This window comes from Isobaculum melis (assembly GCF_900111355.1).
Taxonomy (GTDB): domain Bacteria; phylum Bacillota; class Bacilli; order Lactobacillales; family Carnobacteriaceae; genus Isobaculum; species Isobaculum melis.
The window spans coordinates 16,621-36,877 of the sequence record NZ_FOHA01000016.1 but is presented as its reverse complement, the minus strand read 5'-3'; the positions used below and the strand labels follow the sequence as shown (position 1 = coordinate 36,877).

Sequence of the window (20,257 nt, the reverse complement as noted above, 5' to 3'; positions counted from 1 at the left end):
GGGGTTTTTAAATGCAATTTGCTATCATTATGTTTGGTTTGATTTGTCTATTTTTACTGTTTCGCTTATTTCAATATCGCCAACAGTTGAAATTAATTAATCAACAATTACAATTTATTCAGCAGCATGATAGCAACCTCTTATTAACCAAGCAGCTAAATAGTAAGCAATTAAATAAACTACTGTCGTTGCTCAATCAAATGCTCATTTTGCAACGACAGCAAAAAATTGCATTTAAGCAGCAGGATCAGCAGTTAAAAGATTCCATTACGAATTTAGCTCATGATATTCGTACACCTTTAACCTCGCTTGATGGGTATTTTCAATTATTGATTAAAAATCAAGAGCCAGCGAAACAGGAACAGTATATTGCGATTATTGAAAACCGTATTCAAGCACTCAATGAATTACTAGAAACCATTTTTACTTATACAAAACTTCAAAATAATGCTTATGAAATTCAGTTAGCAAAAACGCAGCTGAATCAAACGCTGTATGATGCTCTTTTTAATTTTTATCAAGCGACTTCAAATGAAAAACTAGAGCCAGAAGTATTCATTACTGAAGAGCCAATTTTTGTCTTAGCAAATACAGCTGCCCTGAATCGTGTCTTTTTTAATTTATTAAAAAATAGTCTGGATCATGGTAAAGGAGACCTTAAAATTAGTTTAATAAAGCAGCAAAACCATGCAGTTATCAAGATTCAAAATAAGATTGATGCTGAGGATGAAATAGATCAGACACAAATTTTTAATCAATTCTATATGTCAGATCAGTCAAGAACAGGAAATTCGACGGGCTTGGGACTATATATTGTGAAAGAATTTTTGGAAAGAATGAATAGTCAGATTGAGGCAGAAGTCAGCAATCAATTATTTATTGTTTCTTTGGTTTTTCCAATTATTCATTAAAGTTTCTTTTTGGTTGACCTGTAATGTATTTCAACTGGTATAATGAAATGTATCAAGATAAAGGAGCTAAAAATATGGCGATAAAATTAATTGCAGTAGATATGGATGGAACCTTTTTAAATGATCAAAAAACTTATAATCGGTCACGTTTTATGGAACAATATCAAGAAATGAAAAGACAAGGCATTCATTTTGTAGTGGCTAGTGGCAATCAGTATGCACAATTAGCCTCCTTTTTCCCAGAAATCGCAGCAGAAATCGCTTTTGTAGCGGAAAATGGTGCTTATGTTGTCAATCAACAGCAGGATATTTTTGTTGGAGAAATGGAACGCGCACATATTCAGCATACTTTAAAGGTTTTAGAACAGCATGCATCTATAAAAGTGGTATTGTGTGGTAGAAATAGTGCCTATATTCAAGCAGGTGAATCTGAAGCATTCTTTCAATATGCACAGCGGTATTATCATCAATTAAAACGTGTAGAAGACCTTTATCAAGTGGAAGATACCCTGTTCAAATTTGGGTTAAGTGTACCAGAAAATGAAAGTTCATCAATCTTGGCGCAACTCCAATTGAGTATTGGTCAGATGCTAACCCCTGTTTCAAGTGGTCATGGAGATATGGATCTGATTATTCCAGGTTTACATAAGGCTACAGGTATTCAGCGATTACAAAAATTGTGGCAAGTGAAGGATGAAGAAACGGCTGCGTTTGGTGATAATGGCAATGATCTTGAAATGCTTGCCCATGTTCATGCCAGCTTTGCGATGGCTAATGGTAGTGAAGCTGTTAAAAAAACAGCAAAGTATCAAATCGCATCTAATAATCATGATGGGGTACTAGCAACTATTGATCAGATTTTAGTAGGAAAATATGTATAAAATAAAAAAGAAAAAACGGAAAAAATCCGTTTTTTCTTTTTATTTGTCATCATCATCTAAATCAAGCTCATCAATTTCTGAGAAAAAGAAAGAGGCTAACATATCGCTAAATGCATCATCATCACCATCAAAAGTCCATACTTTTTTATTTAATGGATCAGGTGAAAGTTTGAGTTCAAAACTTTTAGCGGTATCAGTTGCTTTCACATTCTCTAATTCTTGACGATAAATATCGAAAACGAAAGCAGTTAGAGCTGCATCATCATCAGCAAGTGAAGGATTTGCCAAGACTTCTTTTACGACTCTATCTTGAAGTGCTTTTTCAATAGAGTTCATATTAATTCCTTTAACCGTTACTTTTACGACTGGTTTTTTCACATCATCTTTTATAACAGTTACTTCATAGGTTGCTTTTGCTTTTACTTGTGCTACTAAAGTCGCCCATAAATCATGAGCTTGCTTTGTAGTAGCTTCAGAGTTATCTGTACTTTCCATAAAACCAGAAACGAATGATGATTCAATTAAACCTTCTAACTCAGAGGGATCAACATCAAAAGCTGCTTCTAATTGATCTAAATTCTTTTCATAGACAACGCCATCTATTAAAGCTTCTACAGCTTTTTTAGGATCTATACGAGACGATTTTTCCTCTTTTTTATCTGATTGAGCTGTTTTATCATTTTGTTTTGCATCCTCTTTGTTGTTTTTCGAAGGGCCTAAGCTACAGCCTGCTAATAGAAATACACAAGCGAAAGCAATTAATCCTTTTTTCATTTTACATCCTCCTAAATTATGTAGCATTATACACTAAATAGCTTAACATATTTTTTATAAAATACAAATAGAAGAGGGGTGGTTCAATGCGCAGAATTGTTTCTTATTTGGTACTAAAAAGAAGCTTAAATTGATGAAATCACATCCTTTTTTATTTTTCTTCTGGGTTACTTTGCTTTGAATGGGTTCCTTAGGGTATAATAGAAGTATATTGCATTGAAACTAAAGACAAAACTATGAATATAAACAGACTCTTTTTAGGGGGAACGCAAATGAAGAAAATACTAGTCGTAGATGACGAAAAGCCGATTTCAGATATTGTGAAATTTAATTTAACCAAAGAGGGTTATGAAGTCTATACCGCTTATGATGGTGAACAAGCAATTGAAATGGTACCAGAAGTAGAACCAGATTTAATTTTATTAGATTTAATGTTACCTAAAGTAGATGGGCTTGAGGTCTGTCGTGAGGTCAGAAAAAATTATGATATGCCAATTATTATGGTAACCGCAAAAGATTCTGAAATTGATAAAGTATTAGGATTAGAGTTAGGCGCAGATGACTATGTAACGAAACCTTTTTCAAACCGAGAATTGATTGCACGTGTGAAGGCGAATCTACGTCGTCAAGGGAATCTTTCAACAGTTGTTCAAGAAGAAGGAACCAATGAAATTGAAGTAGGCGCTTTAACGATTCAACCAAGTGCTTATACTGTTTCTAAAAGAGGTAAAAATATTGAGCTAACCCACCGAGAATTTGAATTATTGCATTATCTTGCTAAGCATTTAGGGCAAGTAATGACACGTGAACACTTACTTCAAACCGTGTGGGGTTATGATTATTTTGGTGATGTTCGAACAGTAGATGTGACCGTTCGTCGTTTACGTGAAAAAATCGAAGATAATCCAAGTCATCCAAGCTGGTTAATTACTAGACGTGGTGTCGGTTATTATTTGAAAAATCCTGAACAGGAGTAAGTTAAAATGAACAAAAAAATCCGCTTTTTTCAATCCATTCACTTTAAAATTGCCGTGATTTTTGTGTTGCTTCTTTTGGTGGCCCTGGAAATTATCGGGGCCTATTTTATTCGCCAATTAGAGGAACAAATGGTGAGTAATTTTAAAGATGAGGTTCATGACCGTGTTGTTTTATTAGAATATAATTTGAAAACCTCTTTAACAAATACAGATGAAAAAGAAAAGAAAAAAGAGGTACAAGGCCTATTAACTGACTTTTCAGGAAGTAATATTATTGAAGCACAAGCTGTTGATAGTAACGGGAAAGTTGTGGGGACAAGTGACATTTCAAATCAAAACTCAGTAGGTCAAAAAACACCCAATACAGAAATTAAGCAGGCCTTGTTGGGAAATCAACGAGAGCAAACTTATACAGATAAAACTACCAACAAAAGAGTTTGGCGTCTAGTGAGCCCTATTTTTTCAGATGATGGCAATACAATTGGTGTGATTTATCTGAAAACTAATATAGAAAGTGTTTATACACAAATTAATAATATTACATTAATTTTCTTCACAGGCTCTGCGATTGCAGCTCTGTTAACCATTCTGTTAGCTCTACTTGTTTCAAGAACGATTACGAAGCCAATTTCGGAAATGAAAAAACAAGCCATTCGGATTGCTGAGGGTGATTTTTCAGGAGAAGTTAAAATCTATGGACAAGATGAATTGGGTCAATTAGCAGTGGCTATTAATGATTTATCGACAAAAGTAGAAGAAGGACAAGATTCAACAGAAGCTGAACGTCGTCGCTTAGACTCTGTTTTAGCACATATGACAGATGGTGTTCTTGCAACAGATCGTCGTGGTAGTGTCATTATTATTAATGAAACAGGTTGTGAATTACTTTCAATAACAATGGAGGAAGCTCTTGGTAAATCCATTTTAGAAATATTAGATATTGAAGCAGAATATACATTTAGACAATTGCTTGAAACTGAAAATGAATTAACTTTAGACTTTTCAACACCAATGGAAGAGCTCATTTTACGTGCTGATTTCTCTCTTATTCAACGTGAAACGGGTTTTATTAGTGGAACGGTTTGTGTTTTACATGATATTACAGAGCAAGAAAAGACAGAACGTGAACAAAGAGAGTTCGTTTCGAATGTTTCTCATGAGCTGCGTACACCACTGACAAGTATGCGTAGTTATTTAGAAGCGCTAAGCGATGGTGCTTGGAAAGACCCAGATATTGCACCACAATTTTTAGAAGTAACACAGGATGAAACAGAGCGTATGATTCGTTTAATTAATGATTTGCTGAACTTATCTCGGATGGATGCTGGAAAAGGCAAAATGGAGCTAGAATTTGTGAATTTAAATGAATTAGTGGGTCATGTTTTAAATCGTTTTGATATGATGCTGCAAAATAATGAAGAAACAGAGAAACGTTACCGAATTGAACGGGAATTTACAAAACGAGATATTTGGGTAGAGATTGATGCAGATAAAGTCATTCAAGTATTAGATAATATTATGAACAATGCTGTGAAGTATTCTCCAGATGGTGGGATCATTTCATGCCATTTAGAAGAACAGCAGCACTCCGTTGTGATTAGTATTTCTGATCAAGGCTTAGGTGTTCCAAAGAAAGATGTTCCGCATATTTTTGACCGCTTCTTTAGAGTAGATAAAGCAAGAGCTAGGTCAATGGGTGGAACAGGTTTGGGTTTAGCAATTTCTAAAGAAGTGATTCTTGCCCATAAAGGGAAAATTTGGTTGGAAAGTATAGAAGGAAAAGGTTCTACTTTCTATATTTCGCTACCGTATGAACCTTATGAGGAGGTGGAATGGGAATGAAATTTGATAAAATCATACGTTTTTCATTAATTATTCTAGTAGGTATCAGCTTAGTCTTGTCATGGGCCATTTGGACACGACCAAGGCAATATGATACAGATTCTGTGAAGGATAAAAAGAAGATTTCCGTTTCATTAGATAAGGAAATGCGGGATGTCTTTTTACCAACAAGCTTGATTTATCATGTAGATAACCAATCTCTTGCCTCTCATGATGAAAGTACCTTAAATATTTTGATGCATGAAGTCAGTAAGTGGAAAATTGATCGTTTAGTGAATGATGAGGCTTCCTTCTCAGCGGATACTTATCGAGAGAAGCTCATGGTCAATAATCAAATTGAGCTGGTTTATCCAGATGCCGTTACATTTGGTTTATTTCAAGAGGAATATCAATTTAAGTTATCCAAATATGAAACAGAGTCATTTAATCGTATTGTGATTCAGCTAGATACCCCTTCTACGATTTATTTCTTTAATGATGAAGAGCATACCATGTATAGTGCAACCATTAGTAATGTTGATTTTAAAGCCATTCAAACCGCTTTATCTGAAAATGAAGAAGACTTTAAAAAAGTAACGCCCTATGCGCTGACTAAAAACTTCCTTTATTTAACACAAGAAGATTTTAGTATTCCTAGAGCGAGTTATTTGATTGAAGAACAAAATATTCCCAGCTTTCTTGAGCTACTGTTTTCCGACCCGTTAGCTGTTAAGCATGATACGGTGGATGGCTATGATCAGTATGATGATGGAAAATCAGTATTGAAAGTTTGGCCTCAAAAAGAGATGTTAACCTTCTTTAATCCTTCTGAACAAAAAATTTCAGAAAATAAGCGAAGTAAAAATGATGATTTATTAAATAGCTTTTCATATTTTAATCAATTAGGTGGTTGGTCTGGTAGTATGCGCTACTTTGAGTATAATGCTGAAGAAAACCAAATTTCATATCGCAGATATGTTGAGGGCTATCCTGTATTTAGTGATGAGAAAACTGGTAGTATGCAAATAACCCTAGGAGATACAGGCTTAAGAAAGCTCCAGCGTGTTGTTTTTAATATGCAAGTTCCGATTCCTACAGATAAACCAGCGAAGAAATTACCCTCTGGTGTTAACGTAATGGAACGACTGAATCAGCTGGGCTATTACAATAATGTGATACAAAATATTGAAGTCGGTTATTGTTGGGAGAAAAATGATGAAGGCTCTCAGCAAGTGATTGATATTGATCCTGTCTGGTATGTGTTACTTGATAAGGGTGATGGAACAAAATGGTATAAATTAGATACTCTTGAACGGGAGGCGCAGCAAAATGGACTTTAGAAAAACAGAAATCTTTTTTGTCGTGGCGTTTCTCATTTTAGATATTTTCTTATTTGTCACACTAAAAACAAAGCAGAATGTGACCTATGATGCGGTCAAGGAGAATACAACAATTGTCGAGCAAATGAAAGAAGATAAGATTAGCATTCCAGATAATCTACCTTCTGGGGTAGAGAAAGCAACTTACATTAAGGCTGAAAAAATGGAATTTACAAAGGATATTGCAAAAGAATTAAGTAATGAAGACCAATATGTTGTATCTCAAGCAGATGGTTCATTGTATAGTACGGTTCAAAAACAAATTTTGCTAACTGATGAAGGAACCACTAAAGAGTTGACTAACTTTGTTCATGAAAAGGCTTATAAGGGTGCAGAATATCGTTTCTTTAAGCGTGATAATCAAAATAAAAAAATTGTTTATGTTCAAGAGTATAAAGGTATTCCTATTTTAGATGGGACAGCAGAGGTAATGATTAGCTTAAAAGAAAATAGTGTAGATAGTGCCAGTCAAGTGTTATCATATGAACAAACCTATGCTAATAAAGTCACTTATTTGCGAGATGGAGAATTATTGGTTAGTGCACAACAGGCCATTGAGATATTATATAAAAATGATGAATTACCTGCTGATAGCACAATTACTAAAGTTGATTTAGGCTATATGAGAATGCTCCATTTACAAAATTCTGATGTTTATATTCCGGCTTGGTTTGTAACCGTTGAGAAAAATGACATCTCAGAACAAAAAATGGTCAATGCAATTGAAGGTAAAGTTATCCAGCCACAAAAAACAAATGAAGAAGTAGAAGTAAACAGCTCAAACTAGTTGTTTCTAGTTTATCAAGATGCGTTAAGGAGAAGGGACTCAAAAGGGTACTGGAACTTAGCGCATTTTTGATGTAGAATAGGGACAGCAAATAGAGGAGGAAGCACATGCCACAAGTGAACGAAAATCCATTAAAAGTCAGCATTTTAGCCAGTGGAAGCTCTGGTAATGTGACTTATATAGAAGCCGGCGAACAAAAACTACTTGTTGATAGCGGGCTAAGTGGTAAAAAAGTAACAAATTTGTTAAATGATATCGGTAAAGATATGTCAGATATAAATGGCATATTGGTTACCCATGAACATAGAGACCATGTAGCAGGGGTTGGGGTTTTAGCTAGAAAATATAAAATGGATATTTATGCCAATGAAGCAACTTGGCGTGCTATGACACCGATTATTGGTGAAATTGATGTTGCGCAAAAACATATTTTTGAAATGGGCCAGACAATGACTTTAGGTGGCATTGATATTGAAAGCTTTGGTGTTTCTCATGATGCAGCGGCACCACAATTTTATGCTTTTCACAAAAATCATAAAAAGTTTGTGATGTTAACCGATACAGGGTATGTTAGTGACCGCATCAAAGGCGTGATTGAAAATGCAGATGCCTATTTATTTGAAAGTAACCATGATATTGAAATGCTACGCATGGGGCAATACCCATGGCATTTAAAACAACGTATTTTAGGTGATCAAGGACATTTGTCAAATGAAGATGGTGCGATTGCTATGGCAGAGGTTTTAGGAGATGCAACCAAACGGATTTATTTGGGGCATTTAAGCCAAGATAACAATATGAAGGAACTTGCTCGGATGACTGTTACCGATGTGCTGAAACAGAAAGATACAGGTGTTGAAGAGGCTTTTCGTATATATGATACGGATCCGATTCAAGCAGGCTCCTTATTTACAGTATAAAATAAAAATTAATCAAACCAATAAGTGGATAAAGCAAAGCTCATGGAGTTTTATTTTATCCACTTTTTTATTATTTTAAAGAAGTTAAGTCATCTTTTTTTGTAGAAATACCAAAACTGTTATAAAATGAAGCTATCAAAGCTAGAATTGAGGTGTCGCAAGTGAAGAGAACAGCTATTGAATTAGAAAAGCTTGCAACGGATCCAGCAATAGGCTTTCGTATCACAGAGAAAACTAAAGCAGAGCGGGAAGTTGGCTTGGCACTGGAGGCTTTGGGAGAAGTGCAGGACATCAGCCGAGAACCTAGTGGAAAAGCAGATTTTATTGATAGTGAGGGTCAGAAATGGGATGTGAAGGCTTATCAATCTTATTTATTTAAAAGCAATCAAAATCAAATCGCTGAAATGATTAAAAGTATCCAAAAAAGCTTAAGTGAGCAAGAAAATGTAATGATTGATACAAGAGGCCTCTCCAAAACAGATTTCACAACCTTACAACATTTTGTTTTAGCAGAAAATTTATCACAACTGGTAAAATTCTGGCCATTATCTTGAAAATAACCAAATTTTCCAAACATTATTCATAAAATATTCAAATCTTTTTTGTAAACTAGTTATATAAATAAGAGAAAGTAGGGAGTTCTAAATGAGCGAAGAAAATAAAGACTTAGTCAATAACCCTCTTGAATCCAATCATGAAGATGCATCTCATACAACTGAAAATGAGCAAATGAATTTAGTCAATAATGAACCAATAGATGTAGTAAGAGCATCTGACATTCAAGAAGAGGTTTCAGCAGTACAGCAAGTCAGCGATGAAATAGTAGGTAGCACTGAAGAGAGAAAGAGAGTACTTAATGAAGCGGGACCTATTCTAACAGAAAAACCAAGATTTAGAGAAGATGGTGTACTGATTCAAGGAACATCAGCTGAAACAGATGAGCCGATTATAGATGAGCCGCTTTTTCACGAAGAAGAAGCACCAATTGTAACAGATACAGCTACAGAAGAACCCCAACCAATCATCCAACACACTACATCTGATGGTGGAGGCGGAAGCAATCATAATCCACCTCCAATTAGTGGTGCAACAGCTGGAAATGGTGGTGGTGGAGATGAGCCACCAAGACGAGCTAAAAAGAAAAAATCAGGTCTCATGGCAGGGCTGACAGGAGGTCTAGTTGGTGCAGTTGTAACAGCTTCGTTAATTACTTTTGTTCCACCATTTAATGATTTACGAGGAAACCCTGGAAATAATGGGGAAACAACGTTAAAAAATCCAACCCAAAAAAGTGAAATTAGTGCAGATGTGACAACAGATACAACAACAGCTGTAGCAAAAGTTCAAGATGCTGTTGTCTCAATCAAAAATTTACAGGCGCAATCTAATAATCTCAATTTTTATGGTAGCAGAGAAACCACTAAATCCTCTGAAGATGATTTAGAAACAGTTGGTGAAGGTAGTGGTGTGATTTACAAAAAAGATGGTGACAAAGCTTATATTGTTACCAATAATCATGTCATTGATGGCTCTGATGCAATTGAAGTTACCTTAAGAGATGGCACAAAATTGGAAGCAACATTAGTTGGAACAGATCAGTGGACAGACTTAGCAGTTCTTTCTGTATCAGCAAAAGAAATTGAGACTGTGGCAGAATTTGGCGATTCTGACAGCATTAAACAAGGTGAACCAGCCATTGCAATTGGGTCACCATTAGGCTCTAACTTTGCAGGCTCTGTTACCCAAGGGATTATTTCAGCTAAAGACCGTTTAGTTGATATGGATATTAATGGAGATGGTGTCGCAGATTGGGATATGAATGCCATTCAAACAGATGCAGCCATCAATCCAGGGAATTCTGGTGGTGCCTTGATTAACATTTCAGGACAAGTTATTGGGATTAACTCGATGAAAATTTCAGATAATTTAGTTGAAGGAATGGGCTTTGCAATTCCAAGTAATGATGTGGTCAATATTATCAACCAATTGGAAGCAAATGGTAAGATTACAAGACCAGTATTAGGAATTGAGTTAAGAGATGTAGCCAGTGTTTCAGGCATTCAACAAAAATCCATTCTAAACTTACCAGAGGATATTACAGATGGTGTCGTTGTAACTAGAGTATTAAAAGATACCTCAGCTAATAAAGCAGGGCTTGAAAAATATGATACCATTGTTGAAATCAATGGAGAAGCAACACCTGATAGCATGACCTTACGTAAAGTGCTTTATAAAGCCGGTGTTGGTAAAAAAGTTGAGATTAAGTACTATCGTGATGGAAAGCTTGAAACAACAAAAGTAACTTTAGAAGCAGCGCAAGAAGATTTATAAAAAAATGACAAGTTTTGGTGTGTTGACCAAAACTTGTCATTTTTCATGTTCGTTTTAAAATCCAATCAGAAACATCTTCGTAAACCTGCTCTTTATCAATTTCCATCAAAATTTCGTGGCGCATATTTGTATAAGAGACATAAGTTACATCTTCCAATCCAGCTCGTTCAAGCTGTTTGAATACCTTTAAGACCCCTTTTCCATATTGTCCTACAGGGTCAGCTTCACCAGAAATCACTAAAACCGGTAAAGCTTTAGGAATCCTATCTGTCCAGCCTTTTTTTGTCGCATTTTGCTGTAATGTTAATAAAGTTTTAAAGCCATTGTTGGTAAAAATAAAACCAGTATCTTCCTGTTCAATAAACCAATCCACAACTTCTGTGTCTCTTGTGAGCCAGTCAAAACCAGTGCGTTGCTCAGGACAGCGCTTATTAAAAGAACCAAAAGCTAACTTATCCACATGTGGATTAGTCTGCATTGGATTTTGGTGTGCAAGAGCGTTAACAATTTGTAATTCAACTGAGCCAAGTGGATTGGGTCCACTTGTTCCCATAAAGATTGTGCCAGTAAGGTGTTCCTCACCAAACTGTTGGACATAATTTCTGACAATGAAAGACCCCATGCTGTGACCTAGTAAAAAATAAGGCAGATTCGGATGTTTCTGTGCAAAATAATCATGTAGCTGCTTCACATCATTGATAACATGTTGAGCTGCATCCTCTTCAGAAAAATAACCATACAAGTCTGTTGAACGTGCAGAACGACCATGACCAAGATGATCATTTCCAATGACCAGAATATTTAAGGTATTTAAAAAATTCGAAAAATCTTGATAACGTTCAATATGCTCTGCCATTCCATGAGAAATTTGTAGAATAGCTATTGGCTCGGTATCAGGATACCAAGCTGTTCCAGCAATTTCATCGATACCATTAGATGAAGGGTAAGCTAAATTTATTTTTTTCGTCAAAAATAACGCCTCCTGAATAACTGTTTTCTCCATTTTAAAGGATAAAGAGAAAAAACACAAAGGGAGTGAATAAATTCTAAGAATGTGGATAAAATTTTGAAAAGTCACTCGCAAGTTGGGGATAACTAATGTATTATATGAAATAACAGGAAAAGTGGAATGAAAAGTTATCCACAAAAATAAGGGGGAGCTGTGGATGAAAGAGAAGTTTGTATGTGAAAATCATATTGAAGAAGCTTTAGATGATGCTGTTTTTGAAGAGAATGCTATGCCTGTAATGAACGTGGTTTCAGATGTGGATAAGCTGGGGATGAAATGTGCCTACTGTGAACAAGAAAGTATATATATAGTGACGAACATCCATTCGGACACAAAATAAGGGATTTAAATTGTGGACATGTGGATAACTTTTGTGGATAAGTTGTGGATTTAGGAGGAAAACTGTGAATATCAAGATGATATGTGTGGGTAAGTTAAAAGAAAAATATTTAAAACAAGGAATTGAAGAATATGTGAAGCGTCTGGGCGCCTATTGTAAAATAGAAATTGTAGAGGTGAGCGATGAAAAAGCACCAGAAAAATTAAGTGAGGCTGAAATGGTGCAGGTCAAGGAGAAAGAAGGCGAGCGGATTCTAGCCAAAATTCCTGAAAATGCCTATGTTTATGCACTAGCGATTGAAGGAAAGCAACGTGATTCAGTAGCTTTTGCAAAAGAGTTAGAAGGTTTAGGGATTCAAGGGAAAAGTCAGCTTGTTTTTGTAATTGGTGGATCTTTAGGGTTGAGTGAAGCAGTGATGAAACGCAGTCATGCCCAGATTTCATTTTCAAAAATGACTTTTCCACATCAACTGATGCGTTTATTTTTAGTGGAGCAGATTTATCGCGGGTACCGAATTGTGAATGGACATGCTTATCATAAGTGATGAGATTTTCTAAAATTGAAAAGAAGAATAAGAGGAGAAAATAAAAAAGATGAGAAATATAAAATTAACAATTGAATATGATGGAAAACGCTATTTAGGTTGGCAAAGACTTGGCGATTCTGATAACACAATTCAAGGGAAAATCGAAAATATTTTAACACAAATGACCGGAGAAAAAATTGAAATGATTGGTTCGGGGCGAACAGATGCTGGAGCTCATGCCAGAGGTCAAGTGGCAAATTTTAAAACAAATACAACGATGGATGCAGCCAAAATGATTGCATTTTTGAATCGTTATTTACCACAGGATATTGTTGTCAAAAAAGTAGAAGAGGTTCCAGAAAGATTCCATGCTAGGTACAATGCAAGTAGCAAACAATATAGCTATTATGTTTGGAATGATGTGATTCCTTCAGCTTTTGAACGCTATTATAGCTTCCATTATCCTCAAGAATTAGATCTTGCTAAAATGAATGAGGCTTGTCGCAAATTAGTAGGAAAGCATGATTTTCTTGGTTTTTCTTCTCTTAAAAAGACGAAAAAATCAACTGTTAGAACCATCAATGAACTTTCTATTCAAAAAGAAGGGAGTCTCCTCCATTTTACTTTTGTAGGTAATGGTTTCTTATATAATATGGTCAGAATTATCATGGGCACAGTCTTAGAAATTGGTGCAGGCGAGATGAAGTTAGAAGCTATTGAAGAGATATTTGAACATAAGATAAGACAAAATGCAGGGGAAACAGTCCCTTCTCAAGGACTTTTTCTTGATGAAGTTTATTATGAATAAATCGCCAAGAAAGGATGTATCTCATTAAAAAGATACATCTTTTTTTGATGACAGAGGACTTGGAATAAACAGCTTAAAATGAACCTTGTTTTAACCAGACAATTCATAGATAATATAAGGAGAGAAAAGTTCGTATTATACGAGGAGTGTATCAAATGAAAAAGTTAATAATTGGTGTCAGTTTGTTTTTATTGATTGGCATCACAGGTTGTTCTTCTAATGATAAAAAGAAAACAGATGAGGCTGAAACAAGTAGTCAGGTAACCTCAAAAGAGTATGATGCAGCAATGAAAAAAGGTAAGGAAGCCCTGATTGATAAGAATATGACGAAGGCTATTTCAGCTTTTCAAATGGCACTTAAATATAAAGAAGGTAACAAGGAAGCTGAAGCTCTAATTGTACAAGCTAAATTATATAGAGATGGTGTTTTTTTCAATGAGAAAAAGGAATATGCAAAGGCAATTGATAGATTAGAAGCCTTAGCTGATACTAAGGATGGATCGCCAGAGCTTAAACAGTACGCAAAAGAATTAAAAAAAGAAATCACACAACTTGTTATCAAAGAAAGTGATGAAAGTAAAAAAGAAGCGGAGAAAGCAAAACAAGAAAAAGAAGCGGAGAAAGCTAAGGCAGAGGAACAAGCCAAAATAGAGGCGCCAGAGCCAGCTACAAATGGTACATATATGCCTTGGAATTCTCAGAAAAAAATAGCTTTAGCAGCCTATATGAATACTTGGGGACAAAAAATGGGGCAGTCTTATATTGAATATTCCCCAGGAGCAGATGTGAATTTCTATGGTGTGAATTTTCCAAGTACCTTTGCACAAAATAATATTGCTGTGAATGGCGCTCGTGCAGCTATCAATTGGTCTGGAGATGGCACTGGAAATAATGTCTACAATGTTGTTGCGATTTATTCAGATGTTGAAACAACTACAAATATGGAGCGTCATTTGTATTTATTTACTCTTGTGAATGGGCAACCAATGGTCTTGATTACGATGCAGAATCAGGGGAATGCTGAAAATCTCATTTATTTTACGGAAACACAAAATACAGAGTTGAGAAATGGGTTTGCTCAGATTATTGCAGAGTAAGAAAATTTTTTGATGTAGGGCCTTGATGCTCAGAACGGTGTTTGTTATTAAAAAAATAATTCATAGGAAATCGTAAATTTTTAAAGCTGAAATTTACGATTTTTTGAGTTCATCTTGATTGAGTGATTAGGTAATAAACGCATATGCTTTACTTATTAATTCAAATCGCCACAAGGATATGGTAGGATAGACGGGTATAGGTGTTGTATCAAGTTTGTAGATGAGGAATGATGCTTGAAATGAGGGTGGGGGAAGAATGAAGCGAATAGAGAAGGTTTTTTTATTTGTGAGTCAGAAATCAAAGGAGCTCGGTAAAGAAGAGATAGCTTCAGGATTTGGCATTACAACCAAAGAAGTAGCAGCAGCTTTTGGCATTCAACGTACAAATGCAAGCAAGGATTTAAATGAACTCGTTAAAGATGGCTTATTAGTTAAAGTTGGGGGCAGACCCGTTCAGTATATTGACAGCAGTTTAGTACCACATATTCATCAACAACAATCAATGCAAGGAGCAGCAGGAACGCCTCATGTAAAAGATGAAACAGATGTATTTAAAAAAATCATTGGTGGAAAAGGTAGTATGAAAGTCCCTATTGAACAGGCGAAGGCAGCTATTTTATATCCTCCTAAAGGATTGAACTGCTTGATAACAGGTGCTACTGGTTCTGGGAAAACGCATTTTGCTCATATTATGTTTGAATTTGCGCAGGAAAAAGGACTCATTCAGAATCAGCAAGAGCTTGTTGTCTTTAATTGTGCGGACTATGCCCATAACTCAGAGTTGCTTATGAGCCACCTTTTTGGCTATGCAGCAGGGGCTTTTACTGGTGCAACAAAGGAAAAAGAAGGCTTAATCGCTAAAGCAGATGGCGGCATGCTCTTTTTAGATGAAATTCACCGTTTGCCTCCTGAAGGGCAAGAGATGATTTTTTATTTTATGGATAATGGGCGTTATAGTAAATTAGGTGAATCGGCAAAGGAACAACAAGCAGATGTGCGTATTATTTGTGCAACCTCAGAAGATGCGAGCTCTTATTTATTAAGTACCTTTGTACGCCGTATCCCGATTAGCATTCATCTTCCTAGCTTTAATCAACGACAAACCCAAGAAAAAGTTGAATTGGTAAGACTGATGGTTGGGATTGAAGCGGAACGAATTCAGCGTAAAATTTCATTAACAGAAGATGTGGTAAAAGCCTTAATTGGCAGTGTCACTTATGGAAATGTGGGTCAACTCAAATCAAATATTCAGTTGATTTGTGCGAGAAGCTTTTTAAGTCATATGGACAAAGATGATATTTTAATTACGCTAGAGGATTTAACTGAAGAAATTAAAGTTGGCTTAAGTCAATTAGCTGATGATCGTCAAATTCTGGCAGATTTAGCTCAAGGCTTAGAGCCTATTATGGAGGTTTATCCTGATCAAAATGTCTTACGTCCCTTAGTGGATTCCTATGAGTTGCCTTATAATTTATATGAAATAATTGATGAAAAAGCGGCCTTATTAAAAGATGATGGTGTTGACCAAGAGTCTATTAATCAATTTATTATGACAGATATTAATGTGCATCTGAAATCCTTTTATAAGGACCATCGTTTAACCTTTGATATTGAAAATAAATTAGCTGAAATCGTCGAGCAAAAAGTCATTGATTTAACCAAAAAAATCTATGAAATGGCAAAAAATAAGTTAAATGATAGCTTTCAGGTAAACTTTATTTATGCGATGAGCTTGCATATTAGTTCGTTTTTAAAACGTCATCAAATAGAAGGTCATGGTGAATTAAGCAGTAATGATAGTATTCGTAAAATGGTAAAAGAATATCCAGATGAATATGAAGTAGCTTTAATGATTAAAGACTTAATTTTTGAAGACTATCAAATCACGATTCCACTTGAAGAAGTAGACTATTTAACGGTTTTATTGGTTTCTTTGAAAAAGGAAAAAGCAACTGGTCGAATTGGGATTGTGGTGGCTGCTCATGGCAATAGCACTGCCTCGAGTATGGTTCAAGTGGTGAAGCAGCTGTTTGGCAGTGATAATCTAGTAGCAGTAGATATGCCCATTGAAATGAAGCCACGGGTTGCTCTAGAAGAAATTATCAAGGCTACAGAATTAGTTAATCATGGTAGTGGTGTGATTCTATTAGTGGACATGGGGTCATTAGGTACCTTTAGTGAAGAAATTCATAGACGTACAGGGATTCAGGTTCGAACCATTGATATGGTCACAACAGCATTGGTTTTAGAAGTGGCAAGAAAGACGGAATTACTGGATACAGATTTAGATAAGCTCTTTCACTCATTGAAAAGCTTTAGAGGATACGGTAATGCTTTAAATCAAGGTGTTGAACTTGTTCAAACGCAAAAAAATCCAGACCTAAAGAGAGCCATTGTGGCAATTTGTGCTTCAGGAAAAGGAACAGCGAAGCGAATGAAGGAAATCATTGAAAATTGTTTAGCGGAAATTGGAGAGAAGGATCTAGAAGTATTGCCTATATCCATTGTTGAAATGGCCTCAGTCCTAAAGATATTACAGACAGACTATCAGTTAATTGCAGTAACAGGGATTGTTGATCCTAAAATTGATGTTCAATATATCCCAATGGAGCTACTATTTTCAGGAGAAGCCAAGCAGTTAATTCAAGAGCTGTTACTAGATGCTGAAAATCATTTTGAACCTCTTGTCTTAGATGAAGAAAAAACATGGCAAATTTGTGAAGAATATTTACGTGCTAACTTTACTTTTATCAATCCAGAAAAGGTAATGGCTCCTTTTTGGACATTTGTAGAAGAGCTGACAACTCTTTTTCTAAAAGAAGCCAATCAAGCATTTACGATTAACTTAATCACCCATTTAGGTGGTGTAGTAGAACGAGTTTTACGTCAAGATGTTTTAACTGTTACCGAAGATCAGCTAACAAGTGAAGTCCTGCCACATGTTGAAGCAGTCGAGCAAGTAGCCAAAAAACTTGAGGAATTGTTGTTTATCACCATTCCTCCAGGAGAAATCTACTATATCTGGCAGATTATCAATAATACACTAGCAACAGAAAGAAAATAGCGTATCAACAAAAAACAATACACTGATTAGTGTATTGTTTTTTTGTTGTACTACTAATTAAAATCCGGCTATTAAAAGCTTTTATAACAATACACTAGAGTTGGCACGAAAATTGCTAATAATTATAGTACAGTGAATCAAATAAAGGAGGAGTGCTTAATGGGGATTGATATCCGATTAGTCAGAATTGATGACCGGCTAATCCATGGACAGGTTGCAACTGTTTGGGCAAAGCGACTAGATATTCAGCGAATCATTGTTGTAAGCGATGCAGTAACCAAAGATAATTTGCGAAAAACCCTACTCCAGCAAGCAGCACCACCTGGAATTAAAGTAAATGTGATTCCCGTTGCTAAAATGATTGAAATTTATTCAAATCAATTATTTAACAATGTTCGTGTGATTTTGCTGTTTACAAATCCAATTGAAGTTGCCGCGGTTGTCAAAGCAGGGGTTGTTTTTCCAAGTGTCAATATTGGCGCAATGGGTTACACCACAGGCAAGAAAATGATATCCAATACCATTGCCGTTGATGCAGCTGATTTGGAAGCATTTAACTATTTAGAAAAACAAGGAATAGAGCTGGAGATTCGTAAAGTTATTACAGATAGTAAGCAAAATTTGATGAGCGTGCTGAAAAAGTATTAAAAAAGAGACGTTTTAATCTATTGGATAGTGGCTAACATTGAGAGGGGGCGGTTTGTTAAGGGAAAACAATTCCTTATTAAAACAAGCAAAAACTCAGGGAAAAGTAAAGACAAATTATTTAGGAGGTAGAGAGATGGTAGGAATTATCCTAGCAAGCCATGGCGAATTCGCTGAAGGGATTAAACAATCTGGCGCAATGATTTTTGGAGAGCAAGAAAATGTTGCAGCGATTACTTTAATGCCAAGTGAAGGCCCAGAAGATGTCAAAGCAAAAATGGAAGCAGCAGTTGCGTCTTTTGATAATCAAGATGAAGTATTATTCTTAGTTGATCTATGGGGTGGCACACCATTCAATCAGGCAAATAGCTTGTATGAAGAGCACAAAGATAAATGGGCAATTGTTGCAGGTATGAATTTACCAATGGTGATTGAAGCATATGCCTCTCGTTTTTCAATGACATCAGCGCAAGAAATTGCAGCGCATATCCTTGAAACAGCTAAGGAAGGCGTAAGAATCAAACCAGAAGAGTTAGAACCTGCAGAAGCACCAAAAGCAGTAGTTGCAGATGCACAACCACAAGGTGCATTACCAGCAGGAACGGTTGTTGGGGATGGCAAAATTAAATTTGTTTTAGCACGTGTAGACTCTCGTTTATTACATGGACAAGTGGCAACAGCCTGGACAAAATCAGTGTTACCAAACCGTATTATTGTCGTTTCAGATGCAGTATCAAAAGATGACCTGCGTAAAAAATTAATTGAGCAAGCAGCGCCTCCAGGTGTCAAAGCAAATGTGATTCCAATTAGCAAAATGATTGAAATTGCTAAAGACCCACGTTTTGGCAACACTAAAGCTTTATTATTATTTGAAAATCCAGAAGATGTGGTAAAAGTAGTAGAAGGTGGCGTAGAAATCAAAGAAGTAAATGTTGGCTCTATGGCGCATTCAGTTGGTAAAGTGGTTGTCAGCAAAGTGTTGTCTATGGGACAAGCAGATGTTGAAGCTTTTGAAAAATTAGAAGCATTAGGCGTTAAATTCGATGTTCGTAAAGTACCAAATGATTCGAGTGCGAATATGAATGAAATTCTTAAAAAAGCGAAGAATGAGTTAGCAGAAGCATCATCAAAATAAGACAAAAATTTAAATGAAAATAGGAGGCTCATCATGTCTATTATATCAATTGTTTTAGTAATTTTAATTGCCTTTCTAGCAGGGATGGAAGGGATTCTTGATGAATTCCAGTTTCACCAACCGTTAGTGGCATGTACTTTAATCGGTTTAGTTACAGGTAATTTAGAAGCCGGTATTATCTTAGGTGGAACCTTACAAATGATCGCACTTGGTTGGGCGAACATTGGTGCAGCAGTAGCACCAGATGCAGCATTAGCATCCGTAGCATCAGCAATTATTTTAGTGAAAGCCTTAGGTGCAGAAAGCATTTCAATTAAAGATGCCGTTTCTTCATCAATCGCAATCGCAGTACCACTTGCAGTAGCAGGTTTATTCTTAACAATGATCGTTCGTACACTAGCTGTTCCAATTGTTCATATGATGGATAGCGCAGCAGAAGAAGGAAATATTAGAAAAATTGAATGGTTACACATTTCAGCTGTATGTATGCAAGGAATTCGTATTGCACTTCCAGCAGCAGCACTTTTATTCATTCCAGCTGAAACCGTACAAACTGCATTAGAATCGATGCCAGAATGGTTAACTGAAGGTATGGCTATCGGTGGTGGTATGGTTGTAGCCGTTGGTTATGCACTTGTTATCAACATGATGGCAACAAAAGAAGTATGGCCATTCTTCATTCTTGGTTTTGTTGTTGCAGCTATTTCACAATTAACACTGATTGCACTTGGTGCGATAGGTGTCGCTTTAGCACTTATTTACTTGAACCTATCTAAAATGGGTGGCTCTTCAAATGGCGGTGGGGGAAACTCTGGCGATCCACTTGGTGACATCCTAAACGATTATTAAATT

The 20,257-nt window shown here is 35.9% G+C and carries 19 protein-coding genes; 17 read left to right on the top strand and 2 right to left on the bottom strand.

Annotated features, from left to right (window positions below; all coding sequences use genetic code 11):
* Window positions 1-11 precede the first annotated feature (11 nt).
* Window positions 12-911: a sensor histidine kinase gene (locus tag BMW29_RS11060; protein WP_092653356.1), complete on the top strand. Its 900-nt coding sequence runs from the start codon at window positions 12-14 to the stop codon at window positions 909-911.
* Window positions 912-985: 74 nt separating this feature from the next.
* Complete coding sequence (locus tag BMW29_RS11055; protein ID WP_092653354.1) at window positions 986-1,792, top strand: Cof-type HAD-IIB family hydrolase; 807 nt, start codon at window positions 986-988, stop codon at window positions 1,790-1,792.
* A gap of 39 nt (window positions 1,793-1,831) precedes the next feature.
* Here the strand turns inward: BMW29_RS11055 and BMW29_RS11050 are convergent, their stop codons facing one another.
* Complete coding sequence (locus BMW29_RS11050) at window positions 1,832-2,566, bottom strand: DUF5105 domain-containing protein (RefSeq protein ID WP_177165759.1); 735 nt, start codon at window positions 2,564-2,566, stop codon at window positions 1,832-1,834.
* A gap of 272 nt (window positions 2,567-2,838) precedes the next feature.
* On the opposite strand from BMW29_RS11050, the gene yycF reads away from it, so the two are divergent.
* The 7 genes from yycF (at window position 2,839) to BMW29_RS11015 (ending at window position 10,781) form a co-directional block, all read left to right on the top strand.
* Complete coding sequence (gene yycF / locus BMW29_RS11045; RefSeq protein ID WP_092653350.1) at window positions 2,839-3,543, top strand: response regulator YycF; 705 nt, start codon at window positions 2,839-2,841, stop codon at window positions 3,541-3,543.
* A 6-nt stretch (window positions 3,544-3,549) separates the two neighbouring features.
* Window positions 3,550-5,385 carry a cell wall metabolism sensor histidine kinase WalK gene (gene walK / locus BMW29_RS11040; protein WP_092653348.1) on the top strand — a complete coding sequence of 612 codons (1,836 nt, stop codon included), beginning with the start codon at window positions 3,550-3,552 and terminating at the stop codon, window positions 5,383-5,385.
* Complete coding sequence (locus BMW29_RS11035; protein ID WP_177165758.1) at window positions 5,382-6,704, top strand: YycH family regulatory protein; 1,323 nt, start codon at window positions 5,382-5,384, stop codon at window positions 6,702-6,704. The genes walK and BMW29_RS11035 overlap by 4 nt, the downstream gene beginning before the upstream one ends.
* Window positions 6,694-7,530, top strand: a complete 837-nt coding sequence (locus tag BMW29_RS11030) for a two-component system regulatory protein YycI (protein ID WP_092653344.1) — start codon at window positions 6,694-6,696, stop codon at window positions 7,528-7,530. The genes BMW29_RS11035 and BMW29_RS11030 overlap by 11 nt, the downstream gene beginning before the upstream one ends.
* A 107-nt stretch (window positions 7,531-7,637) precedes the next feature.
* The gene (locus BMW29_RS11025) at window positions 7,638-8,450 is read left to right on the top strand and encodes an MBL fold metallo-hydrolase (RefSeq protein WP_092653342.1); all 813 of its coding nucleotides are present in this window, start codon (window positions 7,638-7,640) and stop codon (window positions 8,448-8,450) included.
* 161 nt (window positions 8,451-8,611) lie between these two features.
* Window positions 8,612-9,004: a hypothetical protein gene (locus BMW29_RS11020; protein WP_092653340.1), complete on the top strand. Its 393-nt coding sequence runs from the start codon at window positions 8,612-8,614 to the stop codon at window positions 9,002-9,004.
* A gap of 601 nt (window positions 9,005-9,605) precedes the next feature.
* The gene (locus BMW29_RS11015; protein ID WP_425431602.1) at window positions 9,606-10,781 is read left to right on the top strand and encodes a S1C family serine protease; all 1,176 of its coding nucleotides are present in this window, start codon (window positions 9,606-9,608) and stop codon (window positions 10,779-10,781) included.
* Between the two features lie 43 nt (window positions 10,782-10,824).
* Here the strand turns inward: BMW29_RS11015 and BMW29_RS11010 are convergent, their stop codons facing one another.
* Window positions 10,825-11,751, bottom strand: coding sequence for an alpha/beta fold hydrolase (locus BMW29_RS11010; RefSeq protein WP_245706274.1), 927 nt, complete (start codon window positions 11,749-11,751; stop codon window positions 10,825-10,827).
* A gap of 196 nt (window positions 11,752-11,947) precedes the next feature.
* On the opposite strand from BMW29_RS11010, the gene BMW29_RS11005 reads away from it, so the two are divergent.
* The 8 genes from BMW29_RS11005 (at window position 11,948) to BMW29_RS10970 (ending at window position 20,254) form a co-directional block, all read left to right on the top strand.
* A complete protein-coding gene (locus BMW29_RS11005; RefSeq protein ID WP_092653336.1) occupies window positions 11,948-12,130 on the top strand; it encodes a CxxH/CxxC protein in 183 nt (60 codons plus the stop codon).
* Window positions 12,131-12,194: 64 nt separating this feature from the next.
* On the top strand, window positions 12,195-12,674 hold the full coding sequence (gene rlmH / locus BMW29_RS11000; protein WP_092653334.1) for a 23S rRNA (pseudouridine(1915)-N(3))-methyltransferase RlmH: 480 nt from the start codon (window positions 12,195-12,197) through the stop codon (window positions 12,672-12,674).
* Window positions 12,675-12,723: 49 nt separating this feature from the next.
* The gene (truA, locus tag BMW29_RS10995; protein WP_092653332.1) at window positions 12,724-13,464 is read left to right on the top strand and encodes a tRNA pseudouridine(38-40) synthase TruA; all 741 of its coding nucleotides are present in this window, start codon (window positions 12,724-12,726) and stop codon (window positions 13,462-13,464) included.
* A 155-nt stretch (window positions 13,465-13,619) separates the two neighbouring features.
* Window positions 13,620-14,561 carry a DUF4767 domain-containing protein gene (locus tag BMW29_RS10990; protein WP_092653330.1) on the top strand — a complete coding sequence of 314 codons (942 nt, stop codon included), beginning with the start codon at window positions 13,620-13,622 and terminating at the stop codon, window positions 14,559-14,561.
* 256 nt (window positions 14,562-14,817) lie between these two features.
* On the top strand, window positions 14,818-17,625 hold the full coding sequence (locus tag BMW29_RS10985) for a sigma-54-dependent transcriptional regulator (protein WP_092653328.1): 2,808 nt from the start codon (window positions 14,818-14,820) through the stop codon (window positions 17,623-17,625).
* Between the two features lie 159 nt (window positions 17,626-17,784).
* Complete coding sequence (locus BMW29_RS10980) at window positions 17,785-18,273, top strand: PTS sugar transporter subunit IIB (protein WP_092653326.1); 489 nt, start codon at window positions 17,785-17,787, stop codon at window positions 18,271-18,273.
* A 133-nt stretch (window positions 18,274-18,406) separates the two neighbouring features.
* Window positions 18,407-19,405: a mannose/fructose/sorbose PTS transporter subunit IIA gene (locus tag BMW29_RS10975; RefSeq protein ID WP_092653324.1), complete on the top strand. Its 999-nt coding sequence runs from the start codon at window positions 18,407-18,409 to the stop codon at window positions 19,403-19,405.
* Window positions 19,406-19,438: 33 nt separating this feature from the next.
* The gene (locus tag BMW29_RS10970; protein ID WP_092653322.1) at window positions 19,439-20,254 is read left to right on the top strand and encodes a PTS mannose/fructose/sorbose transporter subunit IIC; all 816 of its coding nucleotides are present in this window, start codon (window positions 19,439-19,441) and stop codon (window positions 20,252-20,254) included.
* The last annotated feature ends 3 nt before the right edge of the window (window positions 20,255-20,257 follow it).

Coding starts and splice junctions, on each gene's coding strand:
- BMW29_RS11060 (WP_092653356.1), top strand. CDS start 12: ATGCAATTTGCTATCATTATGTTTGGTTTGATTTGTCTATTTTTACTG.
- BMW29_RS11055 (WP_092653354.1), top strand. CDS start 986: ATGGCGATAAAATTAATTGCAGTAGATATGGATGGAACCTTTTTAAAT.
- BMW29_RS11050 (WP_177165759.1), bottom strand. CDS start 2,566: ATGAAAAAAGGATTAATTGCTTTCGCTTGTGTATTTCTATTAGCAGGC.
- yycF (WP_092653350.1), top strand. CDS start 2,839: ATGAAGAAAATACTAGTCGTAGATGACGAAAAGCCGATTTCAGATATT.
- walK (WP_092653348.1), top strand. CDS start 3,550: ATGAACAAAAAAATCCGCTTTTTTCAATCCATTCACTTTAAAATTGCC.
- BMW29_RS11035 (WP_177165758.1), top strand. CDS start 5,382: ATGAAATTTGATAAAATCATACGTTTTTCATTAATTATTCTAGTAGGT.
- BMW29_RS11030 (WP_092653344.1), top strand. CDS start 6,694: ATGGACTTTAGAAAAACAGAAATCTTTTTTGTCGTGGCGTTTCTCATT.
- BMW29_RS11025 (WP_092653342.1), top strand. CDS start 7,638: ATGCCACAAGTGAACGAAAATCCATTAAAAGTCAGCATTTTAGCCAGT.
- BMW29_RS11015 (WP_425431602.1), top strand. CDS start 9,606: ATGGCAGGGCTGACAGGAGGTCTAGTTGGTGCAGTTGTAACAGCTTCG.
- BMW29_RS11005 (WP_092653336.1), top strand. CDS start 11,948: ATGAAAGAGAAGTTTGTATGTGAAAATCATATTGAAGAAGCTTTAGAT.
- truA (WP_092653332.1), top strand. CDS start 12,724: ATGAGAAATATAAAATTAACAATTGAATATGATGGAAAACGCTATTTA.
- BMW29_RS10990 (WP_092653330.1), top strand. CDS start 13,620: ATGAAAAAGTTAATAATTGGTGTCAGTTTGTTTTTATTGATTGGCATC.
- BMW29_RS10985 (WP_092653328.1), top strand. CDS start 14,818: ATGAAGCGAATAGAGAAGGTTTTTTTATTTGTGAGTCAGAAATCAAAG.
- BMW29_RS10980 (WP_092653326.1), top strand. CDS start 17,785: ATGGGGATTGATATCCGATTAGTCAGAATTGATGACCGGCTAATCCAT.
- BMW29_RS10975 (WP_092653324.1), top strand. CDS start 18,407: ATGGTAGGAATTATCCTAGCAAGCCATGGCGAATTCGCTGAAGGGATT.
- BMW29_RS10970 (WP_092653322.1), top strand. CDS start 19,439: ATGTCTATTATATCAATTGTTTTAGTAATTTTAATTGCCTTTCTAGCA.